At 66.2% G+C, this 26,010-nt stretch carries 26 protein-coding genes and 10 pseudogenes; 12 read left to right on the top strand and 24 right to left on the bottom strand.

Annotated elements, in window-relative coordinates; translation table 11 throughout:
• Window positions 1–136 precede the first annotated feature (136 nt).
• Complete coding sequence (locus GNX96_RS17615) at window positions 137–1,003, bottom strand: ArsR/SmtB family transcription factor (protein ID WP_163568939.1); 867 nt, start codon at window positions 1,001–1,003, stop codon at window positions 137–139.
• A 461-nt stretch (window positions 1,004–1,464) separates the two neighbouring features.
• Between GNX96_RS17615 and GNX96_RS17620 the strand changes: the two genes are divergently transcribed.
• Window positions 1,465–1,740, top strand: coding sequence for a hypothetical protein (locus tag GNX96_RS17620; RefSeq protein WP_163568940.1), 276 nt, complete (start codon window positions 1,465–1,467; stop codon window positions 1,738–1,740).
• On the top strand, window positions 1,725–2,723 hold the full coding sequence (locus GNX96_RS17625) for a DUF222 domain-containing protein (RefSeq protein WP_279580676.1): 999 nt from the start codon (window positions 1,725–1,727) through the stop codon (window positions 2,721–2,723). The genes GNX96_RS17620 and GNX96_RS17625 overlap by 16 nt, the downstream gene beginning before the upstream one ends.
• Before the next feature lie 97 nt (window positions 2,724–2,820).
• On the opposite strand, the pseudogene GNX96_RS17630 reads toward GNX96_RS17625, so the two are convergent.
• From GNX96_RS17630 to GNX96_RS52655, 6 genes and pseudogenes are all read right to left on the bottom strand, one after another.
• Window positions 2,821–4,110, bottom strand: a pseudogene (locus tag GNX96_RS17630) (acyl-CoA dehydrogenase family protein).
• A 34-nt stretch (window positions 4,111–4,144) separates the two neighbouring features.
• Window positions 4,145–5,065 carry a phosphotransferase family protein gene (locus tag GNX96_RS17635; RefSeq protein ID WP_279580677.1) on the bottom strand — a complete coding sequence of 307 codons (921 nt, stop codon included), beginning with the start codon at window positions 5,063–5,065 and terminating at the stop codon, window positions 4,145–4,147.
• On the bottom strand, window positions 4,959–5,930 hold the full coding sequence (locus GNX96_RS17640) for an enoyl-CoA hydratase (protein WP_163568942.1): 972 nt from the start codon (window positions 5,928–5,930) through the stop codon (window positions 4,959–4,961). Before GNX96_RS17640 ends, GNX96_RS17635 begins: the two co-directional genes overlap by 107 nt.
• Window positions 5,931–6,011: 81 nt before the next feature.
• On the bottom strand, window positions 6,012–6,197 hold the full coding sequence (locus GNX96_RS61180) for a fluoride efflux transporter FluC (RefSeq protein WP_313885689.1): 186 nt from the start codon (window positions 6,195–6,197) through the stop codon (window positions 6,012–6,014).
• Window positions 6,198–6,276: 79 nt separating this feature from the next.
• Window positions 6,277–6,384 (bottom strand): annotated as a pseudogene (locus GNX96_RS63855) (hypothetical protein); the annotation flags it as partial.
• Entirely contained in the window at window positions 6,381–6,719 is a 339-nt protein-coding gene (locus GNX96_RS52655; RefSeq protein ID WP_313885693.1) for a fluoride efflux transporter FluC, read from the bottom strand. The pseudogene GNX96_RS63855 and the gene GNX96_RS52655, both read right to left, overlap by 4 nt.
• On the opposite strand from GNX96_RS52655, the gene GNX96_RS52660 reads away from it, so the two are divergent.
• The 3 genes and pseudogenes from GNX96_RS52660 to GNX96_RS17660 all read left to right on the top strand — a co-directional run bounded on the left by GNX96_RS52660 (window position 6,607) and on the right by GNX96_RS17660 (window position 8,739).
• Window positions 6,607–6,951, top strand: coding sequence for a hypothetical protein (locus GNX96_RS52660; RefSeq protein ID WP_279580647.1), 345 nt, complete (start codon window positions 6,607–6,609; stop codon window positions 6,949–6,951). The genes GNX96_RS52655 and GNX96_RS52660 overlap by 113 nt on opposite strands.
• Window positions 6,929–7,892 (top strand): annotated as a pseudogene (locus tag GNX96_RS17655) (quinone oxidoreductase family protein). Before GNX96_RS52660 ends, GNX96_RS17655 begins: the two are co-directional and overlap by 23 nt.
• A gap of 10 nt (window positions 7,893–7,902) precedes the next feature.
• Entirely contained in the window at window positions 7,903–8,739 is an 837-nt protein-coding gene (locus GNX96_RS17660; RefSeq protein ID WP_163568943.1) for an aldose epimerase family protein, read from the top strand.
• Window positions 8,740–8,789: 50 nt separating this feature from the next.
• Here GNX96_RS17660 and GNX96_RS17665 read toward each other — a convergent pair whose 3' ends face one another.
• Both GNX96_RS17665 and GNX96_RS52665 read right to left on the bottom strand, forming a co-directional pair.
• A complete protein-coding gene (locus GNX96_RS17665; protein ID WP_279580648.1) occupies window positions 8,790–9,794 on the bottom strand; it encodes an aminotransferase-like domain-containing protein in 1,005 nt (334 codons plus the stop codon).
• A complete protein-coding gene (locus GNX96_RS52665; protein ID WP_279580649.1) occupies window positions 9,727–10,194 on the bottom strand; it encodes a GntR family transcriptional regulator in 468 nt (155 codons plus the stop codon). Before GNX96_RS52665 ends, GNX96_RS17665 begins: the two co-directional genes overlap by 68 nt.
• Before the next feature lie 121 nt (window positions 10,195–10,315).
• On the opposite strand from GNX96_RS52665, the pseudogene GNX96_RS63860 reads away from it, so the two are divergent.
• The 3 genes and pseudogenes from GNX96_RS63860 to GNX96_RS52670 all read left to right on the top strand — a co-directional run.
• A pseudogene (locus tag GNX96_RS63860) lies at window positions 10,316–10,690 on the top strand (MFS transporter); the annotation flags it as partial.
• A gap of 34 nt (window positions 10,691–10,724) precedes the next feature.
• A pseudogene (locus GNX96_RS63865) lies at window positions 10,725–11,306 on the top strand (MFS transporter); the annotation flags it as partial.
• A 64-nt stretch (window positions 11,307–11,370) separates the two neighbouring features.
• Complete coding sequence (locus tag GNX96_RS52670) at window positions 11,371–11,667, top strand: hypothetical protein (RefSeq protein ID WP_279580651.1); 297 nt, start codon at window positions 11,371–11,373, stop codon at window positions 11,665–11,667.
• Here the strand turns inward: GNX96_RS52670 and GNX96_RS17680 are convergent.
• From GNX96_RS17680 to GNX96_RS17695, 4 genes and pseudogenes are all read right to left on the bottom strand, one after another.
• The gene (locus GNX96_RS17680) at window positions 11,651–12,457 is read right to left on the bottom strand and encodes a TrmH family RNA methyltransferase (protein WP_279580652.1); all 807 of its coding nucleotides are present in this window, start codon (window positions 12,455–12,457) and stop codon (window positions 11,651–11,653) included. The genes GNX96_RS52670 and GNX96_RS17680 overlap by 17 nt on opposite strands.
• Before the next feature lie 7 nt (window positions 12,458–12,464).
• Window positions 12,465–13,534, bottom strand: a pseudogene (locus GNX96_RS17685) (SPFH domain-containing protein).
• Entirely contained in the window at window positions 13,534–13,962 is a 429-nt protein-coding gene (locus GNX96_RS17690; protein ID WP_163568947.1) for an NfeD family protein, read from the bottom strand. The pseudogene GNX96_RS17685 and the gene GNX96_RS17690 overlap by 1 nt, the downstream one beginning before the upstream one ends.
• 47 nt (window positions 13,963–14,009) lie before the next feature.
• Window positions 14,010–14,824 (bottom strand): annotated as a pseudogene (locus GNX96_RS17695) (DUF3097 domain-containing protein).
• Between the two features lie 78 nt (window positions 14,825–14,902).
• On the opposite strand from GNX96_RS17695, the gene GNX96_RS17700 reads away from it, so the two are divergent.
• Together GNX96_RS17700 and GNX96_RS17705 are read left to right on the top strand one after the other, a co-directional pair.
• Window positions 14,903–15,670: a hypothetical protein gene (locus tag GNX96_RS17700; RefSeq protein WP_279580653.1), complete on the top strand. Its 768-nt coding sequence runs from the start codon at window positions 14,903–14,905 to the stop codon at window positions 15,668–15,670.
• 77 nt (window positions 15,671–15,747) lie between these two features.
• On the top strand, window positions 15,748–16,305 hold the full coding sequence (locus tag GNX96_RS17705) for a Uma2 family endonuclease (RefSeq protein WP_163568948.1): 558 nt from the start codon (window positions 15,748–15,750) through the stop codon (window positions 16,303–16,305).
• Between the two features lie 99 nt (window positions 16,306–16,404).
• Here the strand turns inward: GNX96_RS17705 and GNX96_RS17710 are convergent, their stop codons facing one another.
• A complete protein-coding gene (locus GNX96_RS17710) occupies window positions 16,405–16,806 on the bottom strand; it encodes a hypothetical protein (RefSeq protein ID WP_163568949.1) in 402 nt (133 codons plus the stop codon).
• 83 nt (window positions 16,807–16,889) lie between these two features.
• Window positions 16,890–17,857 (bottom strand): annotated as a pseudogene (locus GNX96_RS17715) (ferrochelatase).
• A 131-nt stretch (window positions 17,858–17,988) separates the two neighbouring features.
• Between GNX96_RS17715 and GNX96_RS52675 the strand changes: the two are divergent.
• Together GNX96_RS52675 and GNX96_RS52680 are read left to right on the top strand one after the other, a co-directional pair.
• Window positions 17,989–18,234: a GNAT family N-acetyltransferase gene (locus tag GNX96_RS52675; RefSeq protein WP_279580654.1), complete on the top strand. Its 246-nt coding sequence runs from the start codon at window positions 17,989–17,991 to the stop codon at window positions 18,232–18,234.
• 22 nt (window positions 18,235–18,256) lie between these two features.
• On the top strand, window positions 18,257–18,580 hold the full coding sequence (locus tag GNX96_RS52680; RefSeq protein ID WP_279580655.1) for a GNAT family N-acetyltransferase: 324 nt from the start codon (window positions 18,257–18,259) through the stop codon (window positions 18,578–18,580).
• A gap of 131 nt (window positions 18,581–18,711) precedes the next feature.
• Here GNX96_RS52680 and GNX96_RS52685 read toward each other — a convergent pair whose 3' ends face one another.
• The 9 genes and pseudogenes from GNX96_RS52685 to GNX96_RS63875 form a co-directional block, all read right to left on the bottom strand.
• On the bottom strand, window positions 18,712–19,110 hold the full coding sequence (locus GNX96_RS52685) for an inositol monophosphatase family protein (RefSeq protein ID WP_279580656.1): 399 nt from the start codon (window positions 19,108–19,110) through the stop codon (window positions 18,712–18,714).
• Window positions 19,111–19,837: 727 nt separating this feature from the next.
• Window positions 19,838–20,620, bottom strand: coding sequence for an enoyl-ACP reductase FabI (gene fabI, locus GNX96_RS17730; RefSeq protein WP_163568950.1), 783 nt, complete (start codon window positions 20,618–20,620; stop codon window positions 19,838–19,840).
• A gap of 32 nt (window positions 20,621–20,652) precedes the next feature.
• The gene (fabG, locus tag GNX96_RS17735; protein ID WP_163568951.1) at window positions 20,653–21,357 is read right to left on the bottom strand and encodes a beta-ketoacyl-ACP reductase; all 705 of its coding nucleotides are present in this window, start codon (window positions 21,355–21,357) and stop codon (window positions 20,653–20,655) included.
• A 143-nt stretch (window positions 21,358–21,500) separates the two neighbouring features.
• Window positions 21,501–22,169: a VWA domain-containing protein gene (locus tag GNX96_RS17740; RefSeq protein ID WP_279580657.1), complete on the bottom strand. Its 669-nt coding sequence runs from the start codon at window positions 22,167–22,169 to the stop codon at window positions 21,501–21,503.
• Entirely contained in the window at window positions 22,087–22,452 is a 366-nt protein-coding gene (locus tag GNX96_RS52690) for a BatA domain-containing protein (protein WP_279580658.1), read from the bottom strand. Before GNX96_RS52690 ends, GNX96_RS17740 begins: the two co-directional genes overlap by 83 nt.
• Window positions 22,449–23,330, bottom strand: coding sequence for a DUF58 domain-containing protein (locus tag GNX96_RS17745; protein WP_163568971.1), 882 nt, complete (start codon window positions 23,328–23,330; stop codon window positions 22,449–22,451). Before GNX96_RS17745 ends, GNX96_RS52690 begins: the two co-directional genes overlap by 4 nt.
• 199 nt (window positions 23,331–23,529) lie before the next feature.
• Window positions 23,530–24,745: pseudogene (locus GNX96_RS17750) on the bottom strand (AAA family ATPase).
• Window positions 24,746–24,998: 253 nt separating this feature from the next.
• Window positions 24,999–25,280, bottom strand: a complete 282-nt coding sequence (locus GNX96_RS63870; protein WP_390624048.1) for a C40 family peptidase — start codon at window positions 25,278–25,280, stop codon at window positions 24,999–25,001.
• Window positions 25,265–25,339: pseudogene (locus tag GNX96_RS63875) on the bottom strand (hypothetical protein); the annotation flags it as partial. The pseudogene GNX96_RS63875 and the gene GNX96_RS63870, both read right to left, overlap by 16 nt.
• Window positions 25,340–26,010 lie beyond the last annotated feature (671 nt).

The raw sequence follows: 26,010 nt of genomic DNA on the forward strand, positions 1-26,010 counted from the left end.
TCCCCTTCCGGCCGCCGGTTTAGCGTTCAAACGGATACCGCCCGCAGCGGCTCTGCCATCGGCCAGAAAGCAGCGAGGTAGGCCATTCGACTGCCGCGTCAGTGGACCCCGCGAGGATGCCGGTCACCGACAGCGTTCAGCTCAATCCCGCGCTCCATCTCGTCTCCGTCGCCGACCAGGTCGTCAATCGCAGATCAGAATTCACCTCATCCTTTCCTGATGGGATAGCTGGCAGCGGATCACCCGTTTCGAGCAACGTTTTCAAACCGGACAACAGATGTGGCCAGCCGCCACCGATCATTTCCGGCAGCGCGGAACCGGGTTCGAAACCGTCATGGAGCACGGTCAACTTCACGAGTTCACCGAGTGGCTCGAGCTGGAATGTCACCTTCGACCGGCGCTCGGCGGCAAGGGCGGCCCGTACGTCCTCGGCCAACCCCACCGCCTCGGCGAACTCCGGGGTGAAGGTGTGCCACGTGTACGAAAGTCGCTGGTACGGATCAGACTCGAGGACGACCTGGGCTGGATCGGCGATGATCGCGCCATTCTGCTCCCAGGTCATCGTCGAACCGACTTTCCAGTCGGTTTCAAAGTTTGCCTGCCAATATCGACGGGTAAATGCAGGCTCCGTCAACGCCCGCCACAGCCGTTCCGGAGTGGTTTTGATGTACGTCGTATAGACAAACTCGTCCATCGGCTCGAGCTCCAATGCTGTCTTGAGATCGGCGAGCGCACGAACTCGCTCGCGGTCGTATTGGTTGATCCATCGCTGGGCGATCGCGTTGATCGGCTCGGCGTTCAGGTAATGCAGTTTTTCCCGACCCTGCCACACGATCGCGACGAGGTTCGCCGCTTCCAGGACGGCCAGGTGTTTGCTGACCGACTGCCGCGCCATCGACAGCCCCGCGCACAACTCACGCAGCGTCTGGCCGTTCCGCGCGTTCAGATTGTCCAGCAGCCGGCGCCGGCTCGCGTCGGCCAGCGCCTTGAACACCTCATCCATTCGCCATCCTCACATGCAGCCGTTCGGCTGCCTCAGAGGATAGGCAGCCGAACGGCTGCATGTCAACCGCCACACTGTTTTGAGATGTTGATCTTGATTAGTTGGCTCGTACGAAAAAAGATGAAGCTGCGCAACCTGGGCCTGTCGCCGGGGCGACCGTTTGTGGCGGGCAGAGCTGGAAGAGCGACGAATATTCCGCCTCTGTCGCGGCTGCGAAGAAGACCGGTGCGGTGGTGTACGTCGCCCGGCGAGGTCCTGGGTCAGGTCTGATTTTCACAGTGGCACCACGTGGAGACGTATGGGCGGCCTCATTACCGCCTCGTAGAAAACAAGCAGTTGAGTATCGGGCCAGAGCGCTTTAAAAGGGAAGTTGTCCACAGGGGGGTTAAGTGGTCCGTTTCTTATCCACAGAAACGAAAACTGACGCCCCGACTGTCGGTAGCGACCAGTAAAATTGGGTCATGAGCAAAAAACGAAGGCGACCAGAATTCACCGACCCGAACAAGCAGCCGTGGCGGACCATGCCACCGAGCTGGGTTCCTCTGCAGATGCTGGAGGAACTCGACCGGTACGGCCGGGCCGACGCGGACACCGCGCTGGCCGCGATCGAAACCTTGGATAAGGTGATTTCGTACACCCAGGCGATGCAGATGCGGTTCATGAACCGCTTCACCAACGCCCGCCCCGCCGTAGGCGCACCTCCAAATACGCGGCCGGTGAAATCGCCGCCTCGCTGACCTGGAGCCTGTCAGCGGCCCAGAAACGACTGAATTTGGCGTACCAACTCGTCCACGAACTCCCCGGCACCATGGCCGGGATGTCCCACGGTCACCTTGACCTGCGTAAAGCGTTCACGTTCGCGGACCAGGTCGGCCACCTCTCACCCGAAGACGCACAGAAAGTCGAAGAGAAAGTGCTACCCGGCGCCGACTCCAAGACGCCTCGATCGATCCGAGACAGGGCCCGCCGGGAGGTCATCAAAATCGACCCCGCCGCCGCCGAAACCCGCCGCAAGAAACTAGTCGCCGAGAGGCGAGTAGAAAAACAACCCTGCGAAGACGGCATGGCTCTACTGGGCGCGTTCCTGCCCGCCGAATCCGCAGAGGCGATCTACCGTCGCATCGACACGATCGCCCGCAGCCTTAAAACCAAAGACGAGACTCGGACGATGGACGCTTTGCGAGCGGATGCGTTGACCGATCTGTGCCTGGGCGTGCCCAGCAACGTACGCACCAAAATCGAACTCCGTGTCGACGCCACCACGCTGATGGGTCTGGACGACAACCCAGCTATTTTGAGTGGCTATGGTCCGATGACCGCGCAACGCGCCCGCGAACTGGCTGGAGATGAAAGCAGTGAGTGGTACCGAATTCTCACCGACCCCGTCAGCGGAGTGGTCATCGACCATGGCCGTACGCGCTATCGCCCCACCAAGGCACTACGGGATTTGGTGAACGCACGGGACCAGCGATGCTGCGGCCCAGCCTGCAACAGGCCGGCGGCGACGTGCCAGTTCGACCACACCATCCCTTTCCGCGACCCAGAAGGTAAAAAACCGCGTACGACAGCACCGGACCAGCATGCAAATTCCACAACGACATCAAAGAACACGGCTGGACCGTCACCCAACCCACACCAGGACGATTCCTGTGGACCAGCCCCACCGGACGAACGTACGACGTCACACCCAACGGACGAATACCCACCACCACCGTTCTAACGGCAGGAACGGCGCCCCGCGAACCCGGGCTCACCACCGCCAGCGAGAGTCGCCCTGCGTGTCAGGCCGAAAACACCGTTCATGGCACAGTCCCGCTTTATTCGTTGGACGCGTACGTGTCCAACAGGGAGCCGAATTTGGCGCGGGCCGCCTCTCGGCGGGTGGGGACGTGCTCGGTCGGCACGTCGGCTGGTCGGTAGTCGCGCAGGATCCGACGGGCGACCGTCACCTTGTGCACCTCGTCCGGGCCGTCGTAGATCCGGGCCGCGCGAGCGTGCCGATACATCGCCTCCAGCGGCAGGTCGGTGGTGTAGCCGAGCGAGCCGTGCGCCTGAATGGCCCTGTCGATCACGTTGTAGAGCACCGAAGCGCCCCAGAACTTGATCATCGCGATCTCGCTTAACGAGGCAGCTACGCCCTCGGTGTCCATTTTCCAGGCCGCGTGCAACGTCATCAGCCGGGCGGCCTGCATTCGCCGCGGAGCTGGCCACCCAGTCCTGGACGAGCTGTTTGTCGGCCAGCACCGACCCGTGCACATAGCGGCTGACCGCCCGCTCGCAGAGCATGTCGAACGCTCGGCGCGACTGGCCGAGCCAGCGCATGCAGTGGTGGATCCGGCCCGGTCCCAGCCGCTTCTGCGCCAGTACGAAACCGTCGCCGACCTCCCCGATCAGATTTTCCACCGGCACATGGACATCCTCGTAAATGATCTCGGCATGCCCACCGGGCTCGCCGGTCCGTTCGTACGGGTGCCCCATGGTCGGGATGTCGCGCAGGATCCGGACTCCAGGAGTGTCGACTGGTACGACGATCATCGACGCCCGCCGACGCGGTGCCGCGTCCGGATCGGTGACCACCATGACAATCAGGAAATCGGCCGTCGAGCCGTTGGACGTGAACCATTTGTGGCCGTTGATCACCCATTCGCCGCCGTCCCGTACGGCCCGGGTGGTCAGCAGGGTCGGGTCGGCGCCTGCTGCGCCCGGCTCGGTCATTGAGAACGCGCTGCGCAGTTTTCCTTCCAACAATGGATACATCCAGCGCTGCTTCTGTTCTTCGTTGGCGCCCAAAGCCAACAGCTCGGCATTGCCGGAATCCGGCGCGTTGTTCCCGAAAACGCTGGGAGCATAGGCACAAGCACCGAGAATTTCGTGCATCAGCCCCAGTTTCACCTGCCCGAAGCCACCACCGCCAAGCTCGGGCGGCAAATGCGCGGCCCACAACCCCTGCCGCTTCACCTCTTCCTTCAACGGCTCGGTCAGTTTCGCCAACAGCTCACGATCCGGCTCGAGCGTTTCCAGCGGCATGATCTCGTCTCGTACGAAATCACGCATCCAGGCCAGTTTTTCGCGGCGAACTCCGGTTCGGTGCTGAAATCCCAGGCCATCGAAAATCCTTTCAGGACAGGTAACCCATGGCGGTCACGAGAGCTCCAGCGCGATCGTCGCCTGAGTGTGCTCTTGCTCGGTTCGTACGTCCGCGTCAAACCCGTCAGCGCCCATCACGCCGGCCAGGTATCTGGCTCGTACGCCAGCGCCGATGCACGCCCCTCGCCAGCGCGCGAAAGCCTCGTAGAACGGCAGTTCCGACACATCCCGGCCGGAGAGTTTCGCATAGTGCTCGGCGAGTTGTTCCCTGCTGGGAAAACCTGGCGCAGTACTCGGGCCCTCAATGGTCGGCGGCACATCATCGCCGGGCTGGCCCCAGGACGCACTCAGCCAGCCGAGATCGGCGAGCGGCTCACCCACTGTCGCGAGCTCCCAGTCAAATACCGCCAAAACCCGGCCGTCTGAACCAAAAGACAGGTTTCCAGGCCGAAAATCACCGTGCACGATCCCCGTTCGCTGCGCTGGTACGTGCGTGGACAGCGCGTCATGGACACGGTCCAGCAGCACGAGGTCCGGCGAACCGGACTGGTGCAGCTGCCGCCGCCACCGTCGCAGCTGCCGCTCGACGTAGCCCTCCTCGCGTACGAGATCACCGAGTCCGACCGTCACTGGATCGACCGCGTGCAGCCTCGCCATCACCTCAATCAGACCAAAACTCGCTTGCTGTCGAGCAGTCAACGCGAGTGCTGCGGCAGCTTCCTCGTCGGCCAGCACCAGCCCATCGACGAATCCCATCACGTAGAACTCGGCGCCGGTGACAGCCGGATCGGCGCAGTACGCCAACGGTTCCGGTACGGGCACCTCGGTCGAGGCCAGAGCCGTCACGAACCGCCACTCCCGGCGCATGTCATGGGCAGTACTGAGTACCCCACCGGTGGGCGGACGGCGCAGCGCACGTACGACACCAACGGCGTCGGTGACGCGATAGGTCAGGTTCGATCGTCCACCGGACACCAACGAAAACTCGACCGGCTCGACCAAGCCGTCGATATTTTCGGCGAGCCACCGGCCCACCGTCGCCGGCTCGATACCGGACAGGCTCGGCATCGCCTAGAAGCCGCTGAACTTGGGCTGCCGGCGGGCCAGGAAACGCGGCGACCCCTTCGGCGACATCCTGACTGCGCAGCAAATCCGCCTGTCCCGCCGTCTCCCGATCGATCGCGGCCAACAGGTTGTCAATGGTGGTCGCGTTAATGGCCCGTTTCGTCTCAGCGTACGCGAGCGGCGGTCCCTGCACGAGTTTTCCCACCACCGCGGCGACTTCTTCGTCGTCGTACGAGTCATCGTCGACGACATGACTGATCAGGCCCCAGTCGGCGGCCTGCGCGGCGGGGATCCGCTCGGCCAGCAACGCCATCCGCATCGCTCGCGCGCGCCCGATCGCGGCTGGCACCAGCATGGTCGCGCCGCCGTCTGGCATCAGCCCGATATTGACGAAAGCGAGCAGAAAATAGGCCGAATTCCTGGCCATCACCAGATCGCCGGCCAATGCCAGCGAACAACCGACCCCGGCGGCCAGCCCGTTGACCGCGGCGACGACCGGCTTTCCCAGCTCGCGCAAGGCAAGCACGGCCCTGTTCGCGGAATGCAGCGTGCTGTCGCCGCCGCTGGGGCCGGCCAGGTCCGCGCCCGAGCAGAAGGCTCGGCCGGCACCGGTCAGCACCAGCACCCGGATCGCCTGGTCCGCGGCGGCCTGGCTGACCGCCTCGGTCACCCCGTCGAGCACCGACGCGGTAACCGCGTTCAGGTGGTCGGGACGGTTCAGCGTCACCCGCAACACCGGCCCATCCCGCTCGACGAGCAGTTCCTCACCTGTCATTGCCCGCTCCCTGCCGCTGGAAGTGATGGAGCGCACAGTATCGCGTTTAGCGATCGTTAGGTAAGTGACGTGAACAACGCCTCAGCGCAGCAGCCCACCCAGCAGCATCCCGAGCACCACCGCGATCACTCCCGCGAAGATGCTGCCGCCGACGTTCAGCAGCGCGAGCCCGCTCGCCCGCTTCTCGTACAGCCGCACGGTCTCGTAGCTGAAGGTGCTGTACGTGCTCAGCGCCCCACAGAAACCGGTCCCCACCAGCACGAACACCGGACCGGACGGACAGAGCCGCGCCGGCCAGCACGCCGAGCACGAACGACGCCACCGCGTTGACCGTCAGCGTCCCCCACGGAAACAGCGACGGATGCCGGCTCCGCACGAACCGGTCGGTGAGATAGCGCAGCGGTGCACCGACGGACGCGCCGACGGCTACCAGCAACAAATTCCAGCCCGTCATCCGGCAGACTTCCCGAACACCCGGCGGGTCACCGCGACACCGCACCACGCGGCCGCCACCGCTACCAGCGGCGTCGTCACCAGGTAGGCCACCGCCACCCCGACCGCGGCATGATCGGCGAGCGCCACGACATCCGAGGCGTACGTGGAAAAGGTGGTGAAGCCGCCGAGCACGCCGACGCCCAGGAACGGTCGTACGAGCCGATTGACCGTGAAGGCTTCGGTGACAACCACCATCAGAACTCCGATGAGCAGGCAGCCGAGCGCGTTGATGATGAAGGTGGCCAGCGGGAAGCCCGTGGTTGGTTGGTGCGGCAGTGGCGACCGACAGCAGATAGCGGGCCTCGGCGCCGACTACCCCACCCGCGGCGATCGCCAGCAAGATCGGACCTTGGCGGGTCCGCACTTTGAGGTCGACGTCCGGATCGATGGGTTCTTCCTGCACGCACCCTCCCATGCTCACCGTAAGGCACCGCGGCGGCGGAACACCGCCGGCCGTCGTAGTGTTTGCCCTGGCGAGACGATTATCGAGGAGGAGCCAGAAGATGCGTGCAGTGCGGGTGCCTGAGCACGGTGGAGCCGACGTTTTGACCGTGGTCGACCTCGATCCGCCGACGATCGGGCCGGACCAGCTGTTGGTACGCACCGCGGCGGCCGGAGTGAACTACATCGACACGTACCAACGGGACGGCATCTACCCGATCCCGACGCCGTTCACGCTCGGTCTGGAAGGCGCCGGTGAGGTGCTGCAGGTCGGCGCGGAGGTGTCCGGCTTCGCCGTCGGGGACACGGTGGCCTGGAAACAAGCCGCCGGCAGCTACGCGGAGCAGGTCGCCGTGCCGGCCGCCGAAGCCGTGCCGGTGCCAGCCGGGGTCAGTGCGGAGAACGCGGCGGCGGTCATGCTGCAAGGCCTCACCGCGCATTACCTCGCCACCTCGACGTACCCGATCCAGCAGGGCGACTGGGCGGTCGTGCACGCTGGCGCTGGCGGCGTCGGGCTATTGCTCACCGAGATCATCAAGAAGCGCGGCGGGCACGTACTGGCCACCACCTCGACTCCAGAGAAGGCCGAGCTGGCCCGCGGCGCCGGCGCCGACGAGGTCGCCACATATGAGGATTTCGCCGCTAAAGCCAAGGAACTGACCGAGGGCAAAGGCGTCGCGGCGGTCTACGACGGTGTCGGCAAGACAACCTTCGACGAGAGCCTGTCCGCGCTGGCGATCCGCGGCTACATGGTGCTCTACGGCGGCGCGAGCGGCCAGGTTCCACCACTGGACCCGCAGCGGCTGAACAGCGGCGGGGGTCTCTTCCTCACCCGGCATCGCGCTGCCGCATTACACCCGCGACCGCGCTGAGCTGCTGTCCCGTACGAACGAGCTGATGAGCTGGATCGCCGACGGCTCCCTGACCATCCGGATCGGCCACCGTTACGACCTGGCCGACGCCGGTCAGGCGCACAAAGACCTGCAAGGCCGCCACACCACCGGAAAGCTCCTCCTGACCGTCTAATGTGGTCAGCGTGAGCGAACCACTGTCGGGTAAGCAGTTTGTCCTGAAGTACGGCGACGCCGAGGCGGTCATCGTCGAAGTCGGCGGCGGTTTACGGACGTACACCGCCGCCGGCCGGGACATTGTCGCCGGCTACCCAGAAAACGCGCTGTCACCACGTGCCGCGGGCGCAGTTCTCGTGCCGTGGCCGAACCGGTTGGCCGGCGGCTCTTACATCTTTATGGAACAGCTGCATCAGGCCGCGATCAGTGAGCCGGCATTGCACAACGCGAACCACGGCCTCGGCCGCTGGTCGCGGTGGACCTGTCTTCAGAACGAAAATTCGGTGACGCTGGCGTGGACCGTGCCGCCGCAGGGTGGCTATCCGTTCCAGCTGGACGTACGCACCACGTGGACGCTGGACGCCGATGGCCTGCGGGCCGAGCACGAGGCCGTCAACGTCGGCGACAAGGTGGCACCCTTCGGGTTGGGCGTTCATCCGTACTTGTCCATCAACGGCGCCGACCGGGCGGACGTGACCGTACGAGTGCCGGCGAAGCTCAGGGTTCTGGTCGATGACAACAAAATCCCGACCGGCACCCAGCCGGTCGACGGGACTCCGGACGATCTGCGTACCGGCCGGCCGCTGACCGAGGTCGGCCTCGATCTCGGGTTGGCCGCGCTGGAAAGAGATTCCGACGGACGAGCTGTCGGCGGCGTCAAACATCCCGGAGGCGGAGCCAAAATCTGGTTCGGCCCGGCCTTCGACTGGATCCAGCTCTTCACCCCGGACGCGCTCGGAGACCATCCCGCCTCGGTCGCCATCGAGGCCGATGAGCTGCCCTGCCAACGCATTCAACTCCGGTGACGGGCTCGTCGTTCTGGCGCCAGGCGACCGCTGGACCGGCAACTGGGGCATCACGCCGCTTTAACCGCCGCGGCAACGGCCGCGATCGCTTCGTCGAAGCGATCCGGCCTCAGCGCGGCGAAACCGGTGACCACGCCTGGGAAAAGCGGTTCGCCAGATGTGTACGACGAGAGCGCCGCCAGGTGAATCTGGTGGCGACTTTCCAGCAACGCGGCCACTTCCGCGTCCGCGTACGAGGCCGGCAACCTGATCACCAGGTGCAGGCCCGCGTCGATCCCGATCGGCTCCCAGTCCGGCAGGTGTTTCGCCAGCGCCGCGAGGAAAGCGTCGCGGCGCCGTCGGTATTCTGGCCGTGTGCTGCGCAAATGCCGGTCATATCCGCCGGTACGCAGGAAATGTTCGAATCCGGCCTGCTCGAAGGTGCCGCACCCGCGGCTGCCGAACCATTTCGCGATCACCGCCTCGGCACGCAATGCCGGCGGAGCGACCAACCAACCCAGGCGTAGCGCTGGCGCGAGGGTCTTGCTGACAGTGCCGACGTACGCGACCCGACCCGGGTCGATTCCTTGCACAGAGCCCAAAGCAGCGCGGTCGTAGCGATATTCCGCGTCGTAGTCGTCTTCGATGACCAGTCCGTCGACCGCACCGGCCCACTCGAGAAGTCCACGCCGGCGTTCGGGACTAAGCGCGACTCCGAGCGGGTATTGGTGCGCCGCGGTGACAACTACCGCGCGACAGTTGGTACGTGCCAGCGCATCAACTCGCAGACCGTCGTTGTCGACCGGCACGTGCACTGGCGCCAGACCGTGAAATCTCAGCAACTCGGCCAGATCCGGGCCACCCGGATCCTCGACCGCGACGTGGCGGTGACCTTGCGTACGCATGCTGTGGAACAGCAAGCCGAACGCATCGAAGGTGCCATGCGTGACGATCACGTCGTCCGCGCCGGCTACCACGGCTCGTACGCGGCCAAGATATTTCGCCAGCTCAGCACGCAGTCCGGGCAGCCCGGCCGGGTCCGGGTAGCCAAGGCCAGCATCCGGCAGCTCGGCCATCCCGCGCGCGGACGGACGCCAACCAGGCCGACCGCGGGAAGGCCGCCAGCGACGGCAGGCCCGGGCCGAGGTTGTAGCGCCACGAACCGCGCCGCGCGGTTGGCGTCGGCGCTGAGTCGTCCGTACGCTCCGGCGCTGTGGGCGGTGCGACGCGCGTCCCGGAACCTCGCTGAGCGACCAAATAGCCTTCAGCGACCAGCTGGTCGTATGCGGCCGAGACCGTGCCGCGCGCGACTCCGAGCTGCCCAGCCATGTCACGCGACGACGGAAGCCGGGTACCGGCGTGCAGACGGTCGGCCCGGATTTCGTCACGCAGCGTACGCTCCAAGCCACGCCCCGGTCGCGTACCGTCCACTGCCGGCAGCAGTAACTCCCGAAAAGTGGACCAAGTCTCCTCCATAAGAGTGGATCTTAAAGATGTGCCACTCGACGCGCACCCTCTATTCATGAACGTCATCGTCCAAACCCGACCGAGCACGGCCCCGACCCGGAATCCGTGGATCACGGTCACCATGTTGCTGATGGGCGTTTTCGTGGTCGGCGCGAACGCGACCATGGTCAACGTCGCCATTCAGCCCACCACGGAGTCCCTCGGCGCGTCGCTGTCCGGAAGTCTGTGGATTGTCAACGCATATTTGTTGGCTTTCGTCTCACTCCTGCCAGTTTCGGGCCGGCTCGGCGACCTGTACGGCCCGAAACTGCTGCAGCTGCTGGGGCTGGCGAGTTTCACCGCAGGCTCAGTGCTGGGCTTCCTGGCGCCCGATGTCGGCTGGCTGGTCTTCGGCCGGGCTGTGCAGGGCCTCGGGGCCGCATTGGTCACCCCCCAGGCCATCGCGATGATCGCCCGGATTTTCCCAGCGGAGCGACGCGGTCGAGTTTTCGGAGTCTGGGGCGTCGTCGCCGGCCTCGCGGTCGGTCGCGGCCGGACCGATGCTGGGCGGCTTGGTCGTGTCCACGCTCGGATGGCGCTGGATTTACGGCGCGGCTGGCCTAGTGGCGGCAGTTGCCTTCGCGTTCTCCTTTGTTTGGCTGCCGAATCTGGTCAGCGTCCGGCGGCCGCGCCTGGATCTGCTGGGTACGGTCCTGCTGACCGCGGCCCTGTCACTGGTCGTTTTCGGGCTGATCGAAGGCGAACCGCGGCAATGGGCTGAGCCCATTGGAGCCATCATCGCGGTGGGGCTCGGGATCTTCGTGGTTTTTGCGGTCGTACAGTTCCAGCGGCGAGACCGCGAACCGCTGGTCCCGCTGGCCGTCCTGCGATCCCCTGGTTTCGCGCTCATGTCCGCCGTCGGCGCGGCGTTGACCTGCTCGGTGACCGCAATGGTGTTCCTCACCGCGATCTATCTCCAGTCAGTGGCCGGCCTGAGCGCTTTTGAGGCCGGCCTGATCATCGCGGTCGCGCCGATGATCTCGCTGCCTTTCGCGTGGCTGTCGGGTTGGCTCACCGATCGGTACGGCGGATTTCTTCCGTTGCTCAGCGGCTTGCTGCTGATGACGGCCGGACTCGCCGGTCTGCCGCTGGCGTTGACGAACTGGCAGGGTTTGGTGGCGGCACTGACAGTTTTTCGGTGTGGGCATGGGCATTGTGTACGCGCCGCCGGGCACCCTGGCGATGGCGCACATCGACCCGGCGCTGGCCGGCGCCGCGTCCGGCACCATGAACACCCTGCGGGCGCTGGGAAACTCACTCACCAGCGCGGTGGTCGCGGCCTGGCTGCAGATCAGGCTGGCCAACGTACCCACCGGCTTGCGGATCGCCAGCAGTGGGCTGACCACCGCACTGGAAGGCACCTACTGGATTCCGGTCGTCGCGCTCGCCGCCGCCACGCTCGCCTGCGGCGTCCGCGTTCGCACGCTCAGCGGTCGCGGCTGATTTCCCAAAAAGCGACCGCGGCGGCGGCGGCGACATTCAGCGAGTCGACGCCGCCGCTCATCGGGATTTTCACCGCCACGTCGGCATTCGCGACCGCGGCAGCAGTCAGCCCGGGGCCTTCCGCGCCGAGCAGCAGGGCCGGTCGCCGGCGATCGTCGGCGCTCAGTTTGTCCAGATCGACCGCGTCCGGCGCCAAAGTCATCGCCAACACCCGGAAACCAGCGTCCCGCACGACTTTCAGCCCACCGGGCCAGTCGTCCAGCCGGGCGTACGGGATGGCGAAGACCTCGCCCATGCTTACCCGTACGCTCCGGCGGTAAAGCGGATCAGCGCACGACGGCGACAACAGGACGGCGTTGATGTCCAAAGCAGCCGCACATCGAAAGATCGCCCCGATATTGGTGTGGTTGTTGACATCTTCCATGACCGCTATCCGGCCAGCGGTGGCCAGCAGGTCGGCGACCGCCGGCAACGGCCGCCGGTGCACCGAGGCGAGCAACCCGCGATGTACGTGAAAACCCGTGGTGGCCTGCAAAACTTGCTGGTCGGCGGCGTAGACCGGCGCACCGGTGACCGCGCCGAGATCGGCCACCGCGTCGGTTCGCTTGCTGTCCACCAGAATCGACCGAAGCTGGTATCCGGCTCGTACGGCCCGGCGCAGCACCAACTCGCCCTCGGCAATGAAGAGTCCGTGCGGCGGCTCGAAAGCCGTCCGTAGGTCGACATCGGTGAGGCAGCGGTAATCCGCCAGCCGCGGATCGTCCGGATCGGTCAGGGTTTCGAAGGCCACCCCTACGTCAGTCCTGCTGGCCGTTCGGACCGGCTTTTCCCATCGCCGGACCGCCCACGTTCGCGGCTGCCTCGGCGACCGCCTTCTCCGCCGCCACCACCTCTGGACGCTCCACATACGCGTCGGAGTCCTTCAGGGCCGGTGGCCGTGGCGCCGCCGGCTGCGCGGCCGCCGGCTGACTCGCCGCGTCGCCGAGCTTGCCGACGACATTGCCCAGACCTTCCAGCGCACGACCCAGCTCGGACGGCACGATCCACAGTTTGTTGGCGTCTCCCTGGGCGATCTGCGGCAGCATCTGCAAATATTGGTACGCCAGCAGCTCAGGATCGGGCCGGCCGTCATGAATCGCCTGGAAAACCGTCTCGATGGCCCGCGCCTGACCCTCGGCTTGCAGGATCCGGGACTCCCGGTCACCCTGCGCCCGCAGGATCGCGGCCTCTTTTTCACCCTGTGCGGTCAGAATCTTGGACTGCTTGACACACCTTCCGCGGTGAGGATCGCGGCTCGCCGGTCCCGCTCGGCGCGCGCTGCTTCTCCATCGAGTCCCGAATGGACGCCGGCGGCTCGATCGCCTTCAGCTCCACCCGATTGACCCGAATGCCCCAGCGACCCGTTGTTTCGTCCAGGACCGCCCGAAGTTGGCCGTTGACGTGGTCGCGGCCGGTCAGCGCCTGCTCCAGGTTCATCGAGCCGACCACGTTTCGTAGGGTGGTGACGGTCAACTGCTCGATGCCCTGAATGAAGTTCTCGATCTCGTACGTGGCGTCTTTCGCGTCCGTCACCTGGAAGTAGATGACGGTGTCGATGTTGACAAGCAGGTTGTCCTCGGTGATCACCGGCTGCGGCGAAAAAAGACACCACTCGCTCGCGAAGGTCGACCAGCGGGCGTACCCGGTCCGCGAATGGCAGCACCAACGCGAGGCCCGGCTCCAAAGTGCGCAGATAGCGGCCGAAGCGCTCGACCACGGCGGCCCTGGCCTGCGGGATGACCCGTACCGACCGGAGCAGCGACACCACCACAAAAATTACGGCTATGCCGACCAAAAGCAGAAGCAAAAGACCCAGGATAGAGTCCATTACGGTTCCTTCCACACCAAGGCTGTGGCGCCCTGAATTTTCAGGACGTGTACGGTCTCACCGATCTCGATCTGCTGGGTGGCGTCGAAAGGACGTGCTGTCCATTCCTGGCCGGCCACTTTCACCAGTCCGGACTCCGGTCCCACCCGCTGGAGCACCTTAGCGGTCTCCCCCACCAGGGCCGCTGCGCCATGCCGGAGCGTCGGTCCCTGACTGATCTGCCGTTTCGCGATCGGGCGCACCAGCACCAGGGCGAGACCCGCGACCGCCACGAACAGCGCCAGCTGGATCGGCAAACCAGCGCCGAGCGCCGCGCCACCGGCGGCGGCCAGCGCACCGGCCGCGAGCATGATGAAGACGAAGTCGAGCGAGAAAATCTCGACGACTGCCAACCCCGCCGCGAGCACGAGCCAAATCAACCAGGCCATAGTTCATCATCCCACCGCAGGCCCGGCTGTGCTCTTACAAAATGGCTTCAGTCCTCTGTGAGAACAAAGTCGACGAGCCGCTCGACCGCACCGAGCAGTTCCCACTCCAGATCGTTGAAATCGCGTACCGAAGAGCGGACCCGGCGCCACATCTCGTGCACGTCCGAAACGCCCAGCGCGGCGCAGACGCCCTCTTTCCAGTCCTGGCCACGGGGCACCTTCGGCCAGGCCCGGGATGCCCACCGAGGCGGGCTTCACGGCCTCCCAGATGTCCACGTACGGATGGCCGGTGACCAGCACGTACGGGTTGCGCAGCTCGGCCACGATGCGACTTTCCTTGCTGCCGGCCACCAGATGGTCGACCAGTACGCCGAGCCGCCGGCCCTTGCCGGGGCCGAAGTCGGCCACCACCGCGGGCAGGTCGTCGACGCCGTGCAGCGGCTCGACGACCACGCCCTCGACCCGCAGGTCGTCGCCCCAGACCTGCTCGACCAGCTGCGCGTCGTGCACGCCCTCGACATAGATCCGGCCGGCCCGTGCCACCCGGGCCGGCGCGTTCGGCACCGCGACCGATCCGGACGCGGTCCGCCGAGGCTGCGGCGCGGCCACTTCACGTACCGGCCGCTGGAGTGTCACCAGCTTGCCCTCGAGCAGAAAACTCGCTGGCAGCAAGGGGAAAATCCGCTGGTTGCCGCGCCGGTCCTCCAGCACGACCTGGTCCGAGAGGCAGGAGATGACGGCCCCCGCAGAAGCCCGACTCAGCCTCCTCGACGACCAGGTCACGCTCCGCCGGAACCGTCTCGATCCGTCGACGGCGCGGGTCCTTGGGGTCTTTGCCCATAATGTCCGGTCCGTAATCCATGCTGCGCACGGAAATCACGCTAACGATTCTGGTGACGGGAGCGACGCTGACGCGCCGTCATTGCTTACGCTTGATGACGTGAGTCTTCGGTCCGGCCGGATGGTGGCCTGGTTACGGTCGTGGCGCACCGGACTGGTGCCGTACGACGACGTGGTGTCGGCAGTGCTTGGCGAGGACGGCGAGCACGAGGTCGCCGACCTTCCCGGCGCGGCACACGCCGTGCCGCTGCCCTATGCCCTCAAAGAGCTGTCCCGGATCTCGCCGGACAGCATCCGGCTGGTGATGCCGGTGCCCGGTGACCCGCGTGGCCTGCCGGCCTCCTCCGGGCTGGCCCGGGCAGGCCTCGCGGTCGGCGAGGTGGTTCGCTGCCCGGAGTTCGGGCTGATCCCGGAGGTGACCTCGCGCGAGTCGGGGTCCGGGGTGCAGTGGGAGACCGTGGTGTGGCGCTGCCACCCGATCGTTTTCGACCCGCTCAACCCGCTGCCGCTGGTGGACGATTTCTGCACGGTCGGGGAAGCCGAAATGCAGCTCGCCCAAGCCCTCCTGCAGACCACCGACCTGCTGGTCGACCTCGACGTGGCCCGCTGGCGGCCGGAGCTCGCCGACGCCCTTATGGACCTCCGAAAGGCCGGCCGCTCGCATGAGCTGCCGCCGGGCTACTCGCCACGCGCGGAGCGTGTCCTGCATCGGGCCGAACTGGTCGCCGGGATCGTCGATCTGGCCGGCGAGGACGACGGCGGCGCGACCAGCACCCAAGAGGCCAACCTGCGGGCCCAGGCGCTTCGGCCACTCGCCGCCGCCGCCCGGCAGGCACGACTGGCCGCGTACAACTCCCCCATTCGCTGACCGCATCCGGCCAGGTGGGCCTGGTAGTGTCGCTTCCCTTGCGAAAGCACCAAGAACTCGAAGACGGGATGTCAGTGATGGTCGCGTGGCCGAACCATCTGCTGACTCTCACTGAGTGGGACGCGCTGCCTGAGGACACCAGCCGCCATGTCGAGCTGGTTGACGGAATGCTTGTCGTGGCGCCCAAAGCAACCCCGCGACATCAATTCGTCAGACACCAACTGGCCGCAGTGCTGAACAGTCAACTGCCGGTCGAATGGGTGGCGATCCCCGAAGTCGAGGTCATCGTCGACGCGACCCATCCACCCACCGTCCGCGCCCCGGACGTGGTGATCACGTCATCGGAGATTCTTGATACGAATCCGCCTCGACTACCAGCGGACCAGGTCGTCGTCGCCGTCGAGGTCATCTCGTCCGGTTCGCGCTGCGCCGATCGCGTCACCAAATTGGTCGAGTACGCCGAGGCCGGCATCCCCCGGTATTGGCTGTTCGATCTGACCACGCCGTTGTCTGTGCGGACGTACGAGCTGTTCGATCGTGCGTACCAGCTGACCAACGACATGGTCGGCGGTGTATTCAGCACGGACACGCCGGCACCGCTTCGGATTAATGTGACGTCGCTGGGTCGGCGCTGACCGTTTGATAATTTATCGATACAAGATGACGTTTTCGTCATCTTGTATCGGTAAAAACGAGCGAAACGCCGGTTTCAAGGTGCTAAACGTCAATCGTGGTTACCAGTCACCTCTGGTGATCACGACACTGGTGACCACGCCGTAGCCGTCCGGGATGTCGACCTGCTGATCCGGCGCGAAATTGATGACGTAGCAGCCGTTCGGAGTGTTGACCGAGAAGTAGCCGTAGAACGCGCCGCCGTACATGCGATAGGAGACGAAGTCCGTCCCTATCGAGCCGGCCAGCGCATAGCATTTGCTACCACCGGAAAGCACCTGGAAGGTCACCGAAACCTGGTCAGGGGGTGCTTCGTAGATATTCGGGCTGACGTCCTTGGTCGCCACCTGACTGGCATTGATCGGCGCTGCCACCGAGGCCGCCGGAGCCAGCAACAGGGCGAATCCAACAATTGTCGCGGCAACCGCCGCACGTGCGGTAGAACGGAAGACTCGAGTACGCATGATGCGACCCTTCTGTCAGGCGATTTCCCTTATCGCCACAGAGAACGCATCTACGCCGCAGATGTCACACCTGGTCACGGAACTCAGCGGCCAAGTAGCGCCACTGTGCACGATTCGGTGCACGCGTCCGGCCCAGCGCCGAAGGTGCCCAGCGCACGAGGCTCACTCCCGCTCGTACGCTCCAGAACCAACTCCCGGACCATCTCGACAAATCGCCGGTCCACTCCAGGAGTGGCGGCTCGCGCGAAGCCCAGGCCGAGTTTGTACGCGGTGTCCTTGGCCTCGTTGTCCAGGTCCCACAACACCTCAAGGTGGTCGGACACGAAACCGATCGGGCTGATCACCACATCGGTGACGCCGTCCGCGACGATCGCCTGGAGGTGGTCGTTCGTTCACGTCCGGCTCCAGCCATGGCACGTGCGGCGGCCCGCTGCGGCTCTGCCACACGAGATCCCACTGGGCGTTTTGGCGCGGCCTCTTCGGCGACCAGCCGGGCCGCCTCCCGCAACTGCCGCGAATAGAGGTGCCCACCCGGTCCGGCCTGCGCGTCCATCCGGCTGGGGATGCTGTGCGCGGTGAAAACCAGCCGCGCTTTCGCCCGCCGCGCTGGCAAAAGTGACGCGTACGCACCTCGTACGGCGTCCACGTGCGGCTCGATGAAACCGGGGTGATTGAAAAATCGGCGCAGCACCACGGTTTCCGGTCCACCCGGCCCGATCTCGGCATGCGCTTTGGCAAGATCTTCCTTGTATTGCTGGCAACTGGAGTACGAGCAATAGGCCGACGTGACGAAAACCAGCGTCCGGCGAATGCCGTCCTCTCGCATCTGCCGCAGGGTGTCGGCCAGGTAGGGATTCCAGTTTCGATTTCCCCAATAAACCGGCAGTTCCAGACCGTTGGCCGCGAAGTCGGCGCGGATCGCGGCCAGCAACTCGCGGTTCTGCCCGTTGATCGGCGAGACCCCGCCGAAGTGGTGGTAATGCTCGGCCACCGTGGCCAGCCGCTCGTCTGGGACTCCCCGGCCACGGACGACATTCCGTAGGAACGGCATCACGTCGTCCGGCCCTTCCGGGCCACCGAAGGACAGCAACAGCAGCGCGTCGTACGACTCAGTCACCCCACAAGTTTTACACGCAGTAGAAATCGCTCGCGGCCCGCACCGCGATCTGCGATCGTCTTCGGGTGCCCCAACCGATCCTGCGTACCGACCGCCTGCTGCTGGTCCCGCTGACCGACCGGCACCTGGAACTGGAGATCGAGCTCGACTCCGACCCGGAAGTGCTCCGCTACCTCGGCGGCCATCCGCGGTCAAGGGACGAGGTCATCGCGTCCCACCGCCGGCGGATGGCCCTGACGGAGAAGGTGGACGGCCTGGGGTTCTGGATGGCGTTCGTTCGGTGGCTCGACACCGCCGGCCAGCGAGGATGACGGCGAGTTCGTCGGGCTGTTCATGCTGCCGCCGGCGCACGGCCCCGACCAGCCCGATGACCCGACCGTCAGCGATCTGGGCTACCGCCTCGCCCGGCGGTTCTGGCGACAGGGCCTGGCCAGCGAAGCGTCCCTGGTTCTGTTGCAGCACGCCTTCGACACCATCGGGCAAAACCGGGTAATCGCCCAGACCATGGCCACCAACGCTGGGGCCCGTGGCGTGATGGAACGCATCGGAATGCGCTATGTGCGTACGTATTTCCCTGACTGGGACGAGCCCCTGCCCGGCGCGGACCACGGTGAGGTCGAGTACGAAATGACCCGCCAGATGTGGCACGCCCGCTGACGGCCAAGCGGCCGCAATGCCTCATCGCGTGCGTCTGGCCAGGATCTACCGACTCGGGTCGGTCTCCAACATCCTGGGGAAGGCAGCCGAACTTGTACGCGCGATGCTCGACGATGGATAACGCCGCACCCTCAGATGTCGAGGAGGTGCAGGAGGTCGCTCGCTAGGTCTGGCGTGCTGGCGGCGATGAATTTTTGGCGCCGATCCATGGCGGCGGCAACGTCTCCAGGCGACTCGAGACGATAATTAAGCGGGATCGCCTGGCCCGTCAGATCGATGACGACCCCTCCAGCGGCGTGCAATATATAGTGACCTGGATAGAGATCCCAGACGGCGAACCCTTTCGCGAATTCGATCGTAGCGTCCGTGAATCCGGCTGCGACGTGGCAGAGACTGATGGAACCGAAGTCAACACCAATGCGTCCACGACTCTTACCGTCGCCTGACGTCTCGCTTAGCCTTTCCATAAGGCGGCGCTGCGTCGCCAGTGGCAAAAACCTTTCCAAAGGTCGCATGAGATAGTTGGTCACTAGTGCTGAGGGCACGTCTAATAGCGGATGGACATTCATTGGAATGGGGTCCATTCCAGCCATGACTATACATGCGTGATCTTCCCCGCCCTACATCTCGAGCGGCTACGTACAATTGAACGTGATGGAAAATGTCACCAACAACCGCAACTAACGGCCTGGCAAGTTTTCGCGAGTACACCATTATGTGCGTGTATCCTTGCAGTGCGCGAACCGCAAGTTCGCTCGTGTCAAGCGGATCAATTAAGACCAACAGATCTGGATCCGGATTGCTGCCGACGACCTCCGGGTCGGCCTCCTCCGATGCATAGATAAACTCGGGCAGCCGTTCCTCGAGCATGCTTCGATAGAGTTTATGCAACCGAATATCGAACTCCGACAGAAAATTATCGTCGTGCCGCAGGTTGTCTTTCTCGCCGTGTTTGCCCGTGACTGCGGACTCGATCAGCCGAGGCCGGATATCTGCGATGATTGCCTTGACTATGTCTACGACGCTATTGGCAAGCTCGGGTAACGTGAAGTCGCTCATGCCTATTCCTTCCCCTCGTTTCGCGAGGGCACCTTCGACCGACGAATGGGGAAGGTCGCGCGAGAGATCGGGACCACGACACCCGAGTTCGCCGCAGCCAATGGGCACGGTTCTCCCGTTCAATTCTGGGCTTTTTTTGGTTCCTGATATAGAAGGCCCTTTGGTCGAACGACCTCGGGTGGACCGGGGCCAGGACGGCTACTTCGGCGGCTCCGCGCCGACGGCGTGGAAGCCGCCGTCGACGTGCACGATCTCGCCGGTGGTGGCCGGGAACCAGTCGGACAGCAGCGCCACGATCGCCTTACCAGCCGGCTCGGTGTCGGTGAGGCTCCAGCCCAGCGGGGCGCCGGTCTCCCAGAGGGTCTCGAACTGCTCCGAACCCGGGATCGACCGCATCGCCATGGTACGAAGCGGGCCAGCGGCGACCAGGTTCACCCGTACGCCCCGAGGCCCGAGATCGCGAGCCAAATAGCGGTTCGTCGACTCAAGGGCGGCCTTCGACACGCCCATCCAGCCGTACACCGGCCAGGCCTTGGTAGCGTCGAAGTCCAGCCCCACCACGGCGGCTTTCTCGCCGAACAGCGGCAGGCAGGCGCGGGTCACGGCGGCGTACGACCAGGCCGAAATCTGCACGGCCGGGCCAACATCGGCCCACGGCACGTCAACGAAGCCATCGCCCATGGCGTTCTGCGGGGCGAAAGCCACGGAGTGTACGACGCCGTCGAGGCCGTCGACATGCTCACGCAGGCGCCCTTCCAGCGCCGCGTAGTCCTCGTCGCTCGTCACGTCCAACTCGATCACCGGCGCCTCGGTGGGCAGCCGCCTGGCGATCCGGCGGGTGATGTTCAGCGCCCGACCGAAGCTGGAAAGCACCACCTGGGCGCCCTCCTGCTGGGCGATCCGGGCCGCCGCGAAAGCGATCGACGCCTCCGTCAGCACACCGGTCACGAGCAGCCGCTTGCCTTCGAGCAACCCCGTCACGGGCCACACCTTTCGTTGTCAGTGAAGAAGAGTTAGTGACCCATACCGAGGCCGCCGTCGACCGGGATGACCGCGCCGGTGACGTAGTTCGCCGAGTCGGAGGCGAGCCAGGTGACCACCTCGGCGACCTCGGCGGCGCTCGCCATCCGGCCAAGCGGGATCTGCTCGAGAATGGCTTTCTTGCGGTCGTCGCCGAGCACCGCGGTCATGTCGGTCTCGATGAACCCGGGCGCGATCACGTTCGCGGTGATGTTCCGGCTGCCCAGCTCGCGAGCCAGCGATCGGGCCAGCCCGACCAGCCCGGCCTTGGAAGCGGCGTAGTTCGCCTGCCCAGGTCCACCCGTCAGACCAACGACCGAGCCGATGAACAGCAGCCGGCCCCAGCGCTTGCGCAGCATCTTCGAGGTCGCCCGCTTGGCTACCCGGTAGGCACCGGTGAGGTTCGCGTCCAGCACCGAGCTGAACTGGTCCTCGCTCATCCGCAGCAGCAGCGTGTCCGCGGTGATGCCGGCGTTGGACACCAGCACCTCGACCGGCCCGAACTTCTCCTCGACCTCGGTGAAGGCCGCGTCGACCGAAGCCGCGTCGGTCACGTCGCACTGGACGCCGAACAGGCCGTCGGGCGCGCCGCTGCCGCGGTGCGTCACCGCGACCTGGTCGCCGCGCTCCGCGAACGCCCGCGCGATCGCGAGTCCGATGCCTCGGTTGCCTCCGGTGACAAGGACGGTCCGGCTCAATGCGCCTCCACTCGTACGTACATCCCAGCTCAGTCCACCTGCCAGGCTATCCGTACGCCCCGCGCCCCATGGTCAGGGGATTTACAAACCTGCGCCGTCCACCTTGTCGATCCGCCCCTTGTCCCCTCGCCGACTCCGTGCGGTTAGGGCAGACGCTGCGTCCAGATGAGGGACATGACGGCGCCGGCGAAGCCAAAGAGCAGGGCAATGCCGACGAACCACTGGGTGATCTCGCGGGACTCGGTGCGGTAGCCAATCGAGCTGCCCAGGTCGTTGTAGACCTTCTTCAGAGCGTCCGCACTGACCGCGTCGTAATACTGGCCGCCGGTGTCGGTGGCCAGCTTGTGCAGCGCGTCCTGATCAACTGGTACGGGCACCTGACGGCCAGACAGCTCGACAGTGCCTTCCTGGGTGCCGAACGCGATCGTCGACACCGGCACCTTGGCCTTCTTGGCGGCCGCGGCCGCCTGGTCGTTCGGCCGGCCGAAGGTGGTGTAGCCGTCCGAGAGCAGCACGATCCGGGCCGGTGGCGGGCCTTGCGCGCCGTCAGCCGGCACGCTCGCGATCGCGTCCAGCGAAGTGAAAACGGCCTCACCGATCGCGGTCGACTCCTGCAACTGCAGAGCGTCGATGCCGGCCATGATCTGCTGATGGTCCTTGGTGGGCGACACCTTCACCGAAGCCGCCTTCGCGAAGGACACCAGGCCGACGTTGTACGTGTCCGGCAGCTCATTGACGAACAGCTTCGCGGCCGCCTTCGAGGCGTCGATGCGGTTCGGCGTCACGTCGGTGGCCTGCATCGACAGCGACACGTCCAGCGCGAGGATGATCGTCGCCCGCTCCAGCGGGCACCCTTACGTCCGCGGACGGTTTCGCCATCCCGGTCGAGAGCACCAGCATGCACAGCAGGAACGCGGTCGCGGCGAGGTGCCGGCGCCAACCCGGCGCCTTCGGGGCGATCCGGGCCAGCATCGAGACGTTGCTGAAGCGGACCGCATACGTCTTGCGGCGCAGTTGCATCCACACGTACCCGCCGACGAGCGCCAACACGGCGAGCACCAGCAACAGCCACCACGGGCTGAGAAAACGGATCATCGAGTCATTCCACGGGTCTGGCCGCGACGCTGCGCGGCGACGAAGCGGACGATGTCGACCAGCCAGTCGGAGTCGGTACGCAGCCGCAGGTGCCCGGCCCCCGCCCGGCGGATGGCCGCCGCGATGGCCGCACGCTGCGAAAGTGCCGCTGCAGCGTACTTCTCCCGAAAACGCTTGTCACCGGTGTGGACCTCATGGGTACGCCCGGTTTCGGTGTCGATAACGGTCAGCACGCCCACGTCCGGCAGCTCCAGTTCGCGCGGGTCGACGACCTCGATGGCCAACACGTTGTGCCGGACCGCGAGCTTGCGCAGCGGTCGCTCCCAGCTCGGCTCGGTGGCCGGGTCGACCGCGTCCGGGGTGAGGAAGTCACTGATCACCACGGCCTGGCCGCGCCGTCGCGGCGGCCGGTTGAGCATGTCGACGGCGCCGGCGAGGTCGGTCGGCTCCCCCGGCTTGGCCCGCGGCGCCTGGGCGATCCGCCGCAGGAGGCCCTGCGCGGCCTGCCGTCCCGGCCGGGCCGGCAGTCTTACGGACCCTTCGCCGTTGACGACCACCGCCCCCAGCCGGTTGCCGCCTCGTACGGACAGGTGCGCGATGGCCGCCGCGCCGGCGATGGCGAGGTCACGCTTTTCGCAGCGTGCGGTGCCAAAGTCCAGGCTCGCGGACAGGTCGACGCAGAGCCAGGTCTCCAGCTCGCGGTCGGCGATGGTCTGCCGGACGTGCGGCACGGTCGTACGAGCGGTGACCGCCCAGTCCATCCGGCGCACGTCGTCGCCTGGCCGGTATTCCCGGGACTCGCCGTTCTCGCTGCCGGGACCGGGCAACAGGCCCAGGTAGTCGCCCTGCAGCAGGCCATCCAGCTTGCGGGTGACCATCAGCTGCAGTCGGCGCAGCACCACCTCGGCGCGGTCGTCGTCCAGCCGCGGCGGGCCACCGCCAATCGCGTCCTGTGGGCGGCTTCCGGGTCGCGCCGAAGGCACCGCGGGCGGGTCGGCCCGACCAGCGCCGACCGAGCGCAGTCGTCTCACGCCGGCCGCTCGGTGTCCGCTGCCCAACCGCCGTCAGCGGTCTTGTTCAGCGAAGTGGTGGGCTGGCCGGAGGTCGGCCGGGCATGCGCGCGCGCGCCGGGCGCTGGCGGCACCGGCGGCGGCCCGCCCAGGGTCGGCTGTGCCCCGGCCGCTGCGGCAGTGCCGGCTGACCTGGCAGGGCCGGCTGACCTGGCAGGGCCGACACCGGCACCGGCCGGCGCGGAGCGGCGCTCTGTCGGGGGGCCACCGTCGGCAGCGGCACACTGGCCATCACTCGCTCGACGACGTACTCAGCGGGCACGCCGTCGGCGAGCGCGTCGTACGACATCACCAGCCGGTGCCGGAGGATGTCCGGCGCCACGTCCTGCAGGTCCTGCGGCAGCGCGTAGTCCCGTCCTCGCATCAGGGCCAGCGCGCGGGTCGCCGCGACCAGGCCGAGCGAGGCGCGCGGGCTCGCGCCGTACGAGATGAGGTTCGCGATCTCGGACAGGCCGTGCTCGGCCGGCGCCCGGGTCGCGAGGACCAGCCGGACGGCGTAGTCCACCAACGCGTTATGCACGAAGACCTCGTCGGCGGCGGCCTGCAGGCGCAGCAAGGACTCCGGGTCGATGATCTGTTTGGGCTGCGGCGGCCGGACGCCCATCCGGTAGACGATCTCCCGCTCCTCGATGTCGGTCGGGTAGCCGACCACGATCTTCATCAGGAACCGGTCAGCGCTGAGCCTCGGGCAGCGGGTAGACGCCCTCCTGCTCGATCGGGTTCTGGGTGGCCAGCGTCAGGAACGGGGTCGGCAGCTTGTGCGTCTTGCCGCCGATCGAGACCTGCTTCTCGGCCATCACCTCCAGCAGCGCCGACTGCACCTTGGCGGGCGCCCGGTTGATCTCGTCGGCGAGCAGGAAGTTCGCGAACACCGGTCCGAGCTCGACGTCGAACGCCTCGCTGGACGCCTTGTAGATGCGCGTACCGAGAATGTCGGCGGGCACCAGGTCGGGGGTGAACTGGATGCGGGTGAAGGTGCCGCCGACGACCCGGGCCAGGGTCTCCACAGCGAGCGTCTTGGCGACTCCAGGGACGCCCTCGAGCAGGCAGTGTCCCCGGGAGAGCAGGCAGACCAGCATCCGCTCGACCATCCGGTCCTGCCCGACGATGACCTTCTTGATCTCGAAGAGCACCCGCTCGAGCTCGGTCGCGTCCTGCGCTGGGGTGTGCTGCTCAGTCACCGTCGGCCCTCCAGAAAGAAGTGTCTCGCCCCGATCGTGCATGTGGCGTCAAGCCTGACACGTTTGGCTGGGAGCGGCCGGCGTCGGGGTGGGTCCTTTGGGGCCTCCTGTCTGAATATCAGACCAGCCGCCGGCTCGTACGGTCGACTGTGAACAGACGACACTGTGACAATCGGAATCCGATGGGGCCGATACCGGGCCGCTGACCTGCCCAAATCCCCCGGGACATGACATTCGGGCCCCGGCCAGAAGACCGGAGCCCGAACGCGATGGGTCGTGGCTGTTAACCGAGTTCTTAGAGGAGTCTTACCGCGCCGAAGTAGCCGCCCCAGTACATGGTCCGCCGGTGCACCGGGATGCCGAAGTCGGCGGCCTCGATGATCCTGCCGTTGCCGGCCCAGATCGCCACGTGGTGAATGGTCGTCCAGCTCGATCCGTACGACCAGAAGACCAGGTCGCCGGGCTGCAGCTGGCTCCGCGAGATCGGGGTGCCGAGGCTGTACTGCAGTGCAGGTGCGCGGAGTGCGGCAGGTAGATGCCGACCTTCGCGTACGCCCAGAGGGAGAGGCCCGAGCAGTCGAACCCGACCCGCGGGCTCGCCGCGGCCCACACGTACGGCATGCCGAGCTGGCTCATCGCCGCCGAGACGATGGTGCCGCGAGCGCCGCCGATGTTGCCCGAGTAGCCGCCACCGCCACCGCCACCGCCTCCACCGCGAGACGGCGGGCTGTCGTTGTCCGCCGCTGCCGCAGCAGCTGCTGCGCGCGGCGGCAGCGCGCGCGTTAGCCGCCGCACGGGCCTGATTGAGCAGGCCGGCCGTACGCTGGGCGGCCACCAGCTGTTGGTTGAGGGTGGCCTGTTGGGCCTGGATGGCGGCCTGCTGGTGCTGGCGCTGACCGATGGCGGCGATGGCAGCCGCCTTGGCCGCGGCGGCCTTGCTGGCGGCCGCCTGGCTGGCCCGCAGCGCGACGGTGGCCGCGTTGGCGGACTCCTGCTGCCGGCCCTGGGCCTGCTGCATCTTCGCCAGCGCGCTGGACTGGTCGCCGCTGACGATGTTGAGGACCGCCAGCTCGTGCCCGTAGGTGGCCGGGTTTCCACCGGTCATCAGCAGCGCCGCGGTGTCCGTACCGCCGGTCATGTAGGTCGCCGCCACCAGATGGTCGATCTGGGTGCGCTGCGCGGCGACCACCGCCTGGGCAGCCTTCAGGGCCGCCGCGGCCGTCGTGTACGCCTTCTGGGCGACGCCTTGCTCATAGACAGCGGTGTCGTACGCCTCAATCGCGGCCTCGGTCTGCACCTGCGCTGCC

Origin of the sequence: Fodinicola feengrottensis, assembly GCF_010993775.1 — a bacterium.
Lineage (GTDB): Bacteria > Actinomycetota > Actinomycetes > Mycobacteriales > HKI-0501 > Fodinicola > Fodinicola feengrottensis.

Coding starts and splice junctions, on each gene's coding strand:
- GNX96_RS52665 (WP_279580649.1), bottom strand. CDS start 10,194: ATGGAGGAGACTTGGTCCACTTTTCGGGAGTTACTGCTGCCGGCAGTG.
- GNX96_RS17690 (WP_163568947.1), bottom strand. CDS start 13,962: ATGGCCTGGTTGATTTGGCTCGTGCTCGCGGCGGGGTTGGCAGTCGTC.
- GNX96_RS52670 (WP_279580651.1), top strand. CDS start 11,371: ATGGGCATTGTGTACGCGCCGCCGGGCACCCTGGCGATGGCGCACATC.
- GNX96_RS17640 (WP_163568942.1), bottom strand. CDS start 5,930: ATGACAGGTGAGGAACTGCTCGTCGAGCGGGATGGGCCGGTGTTGCGG.
- GNX96_RS17745 (WP_163568971.1), bottom strand. CDS start 23,330: ATGGTCACCCGCAAGCTGGATGGCCTGCTGCAGGGCGACTACCTGGGC.
- GNX96_RS17710 (WP_163568949.1), bottom strand. CDS start 16,806: ATGCGTACTCGAGTCTTCCGTTCTACCGCACGTGCGGCGGTTGCCGCG.
- GNX96_RS17615 (WP_163568939.1), bottom strand. CDS start 1,003: ATGGATGAGGTGTTCAAGGCGCTGGCCGACGCGAGCCGGCGCCGGCTG.
- GNX96_RS17620 (WP_163568940.1), top strand. CDS start 1,465: ATGAGCAAAAAACGAAGGCGACCAGAATTCACCGACCCGAACAAGCAG.
- GNX96_RS17705 (WP_163568948.1), top strand. CDS start 15,748: ATGGTCGCGTGGCCGAACCATCTGCTGACTCTCACTGAGTGGGACGCG.
- GNX96_RS52690 (WP_279580658.1), bottom strand. CDS start 22,452: ATGATCCGTTTTCTCAGCCCGTGGTGGCTGTTGCTGGTGCTCGCCGTG.
- GNX96_RS17665 (WP_279580648.1), bottom strand. CDS start 9,794: ATGGCCGAGCTGCCGGATGCTGGCCTTGGCTACCCGGACCCGGCCGGG.
- GNX96_RS52680 (WP_279580655.1), top strand. CDS start 18,257: ATGCTGCCGCCGGCGCACGGCCCCGACCAGCCCGATGACCCGACCGTC.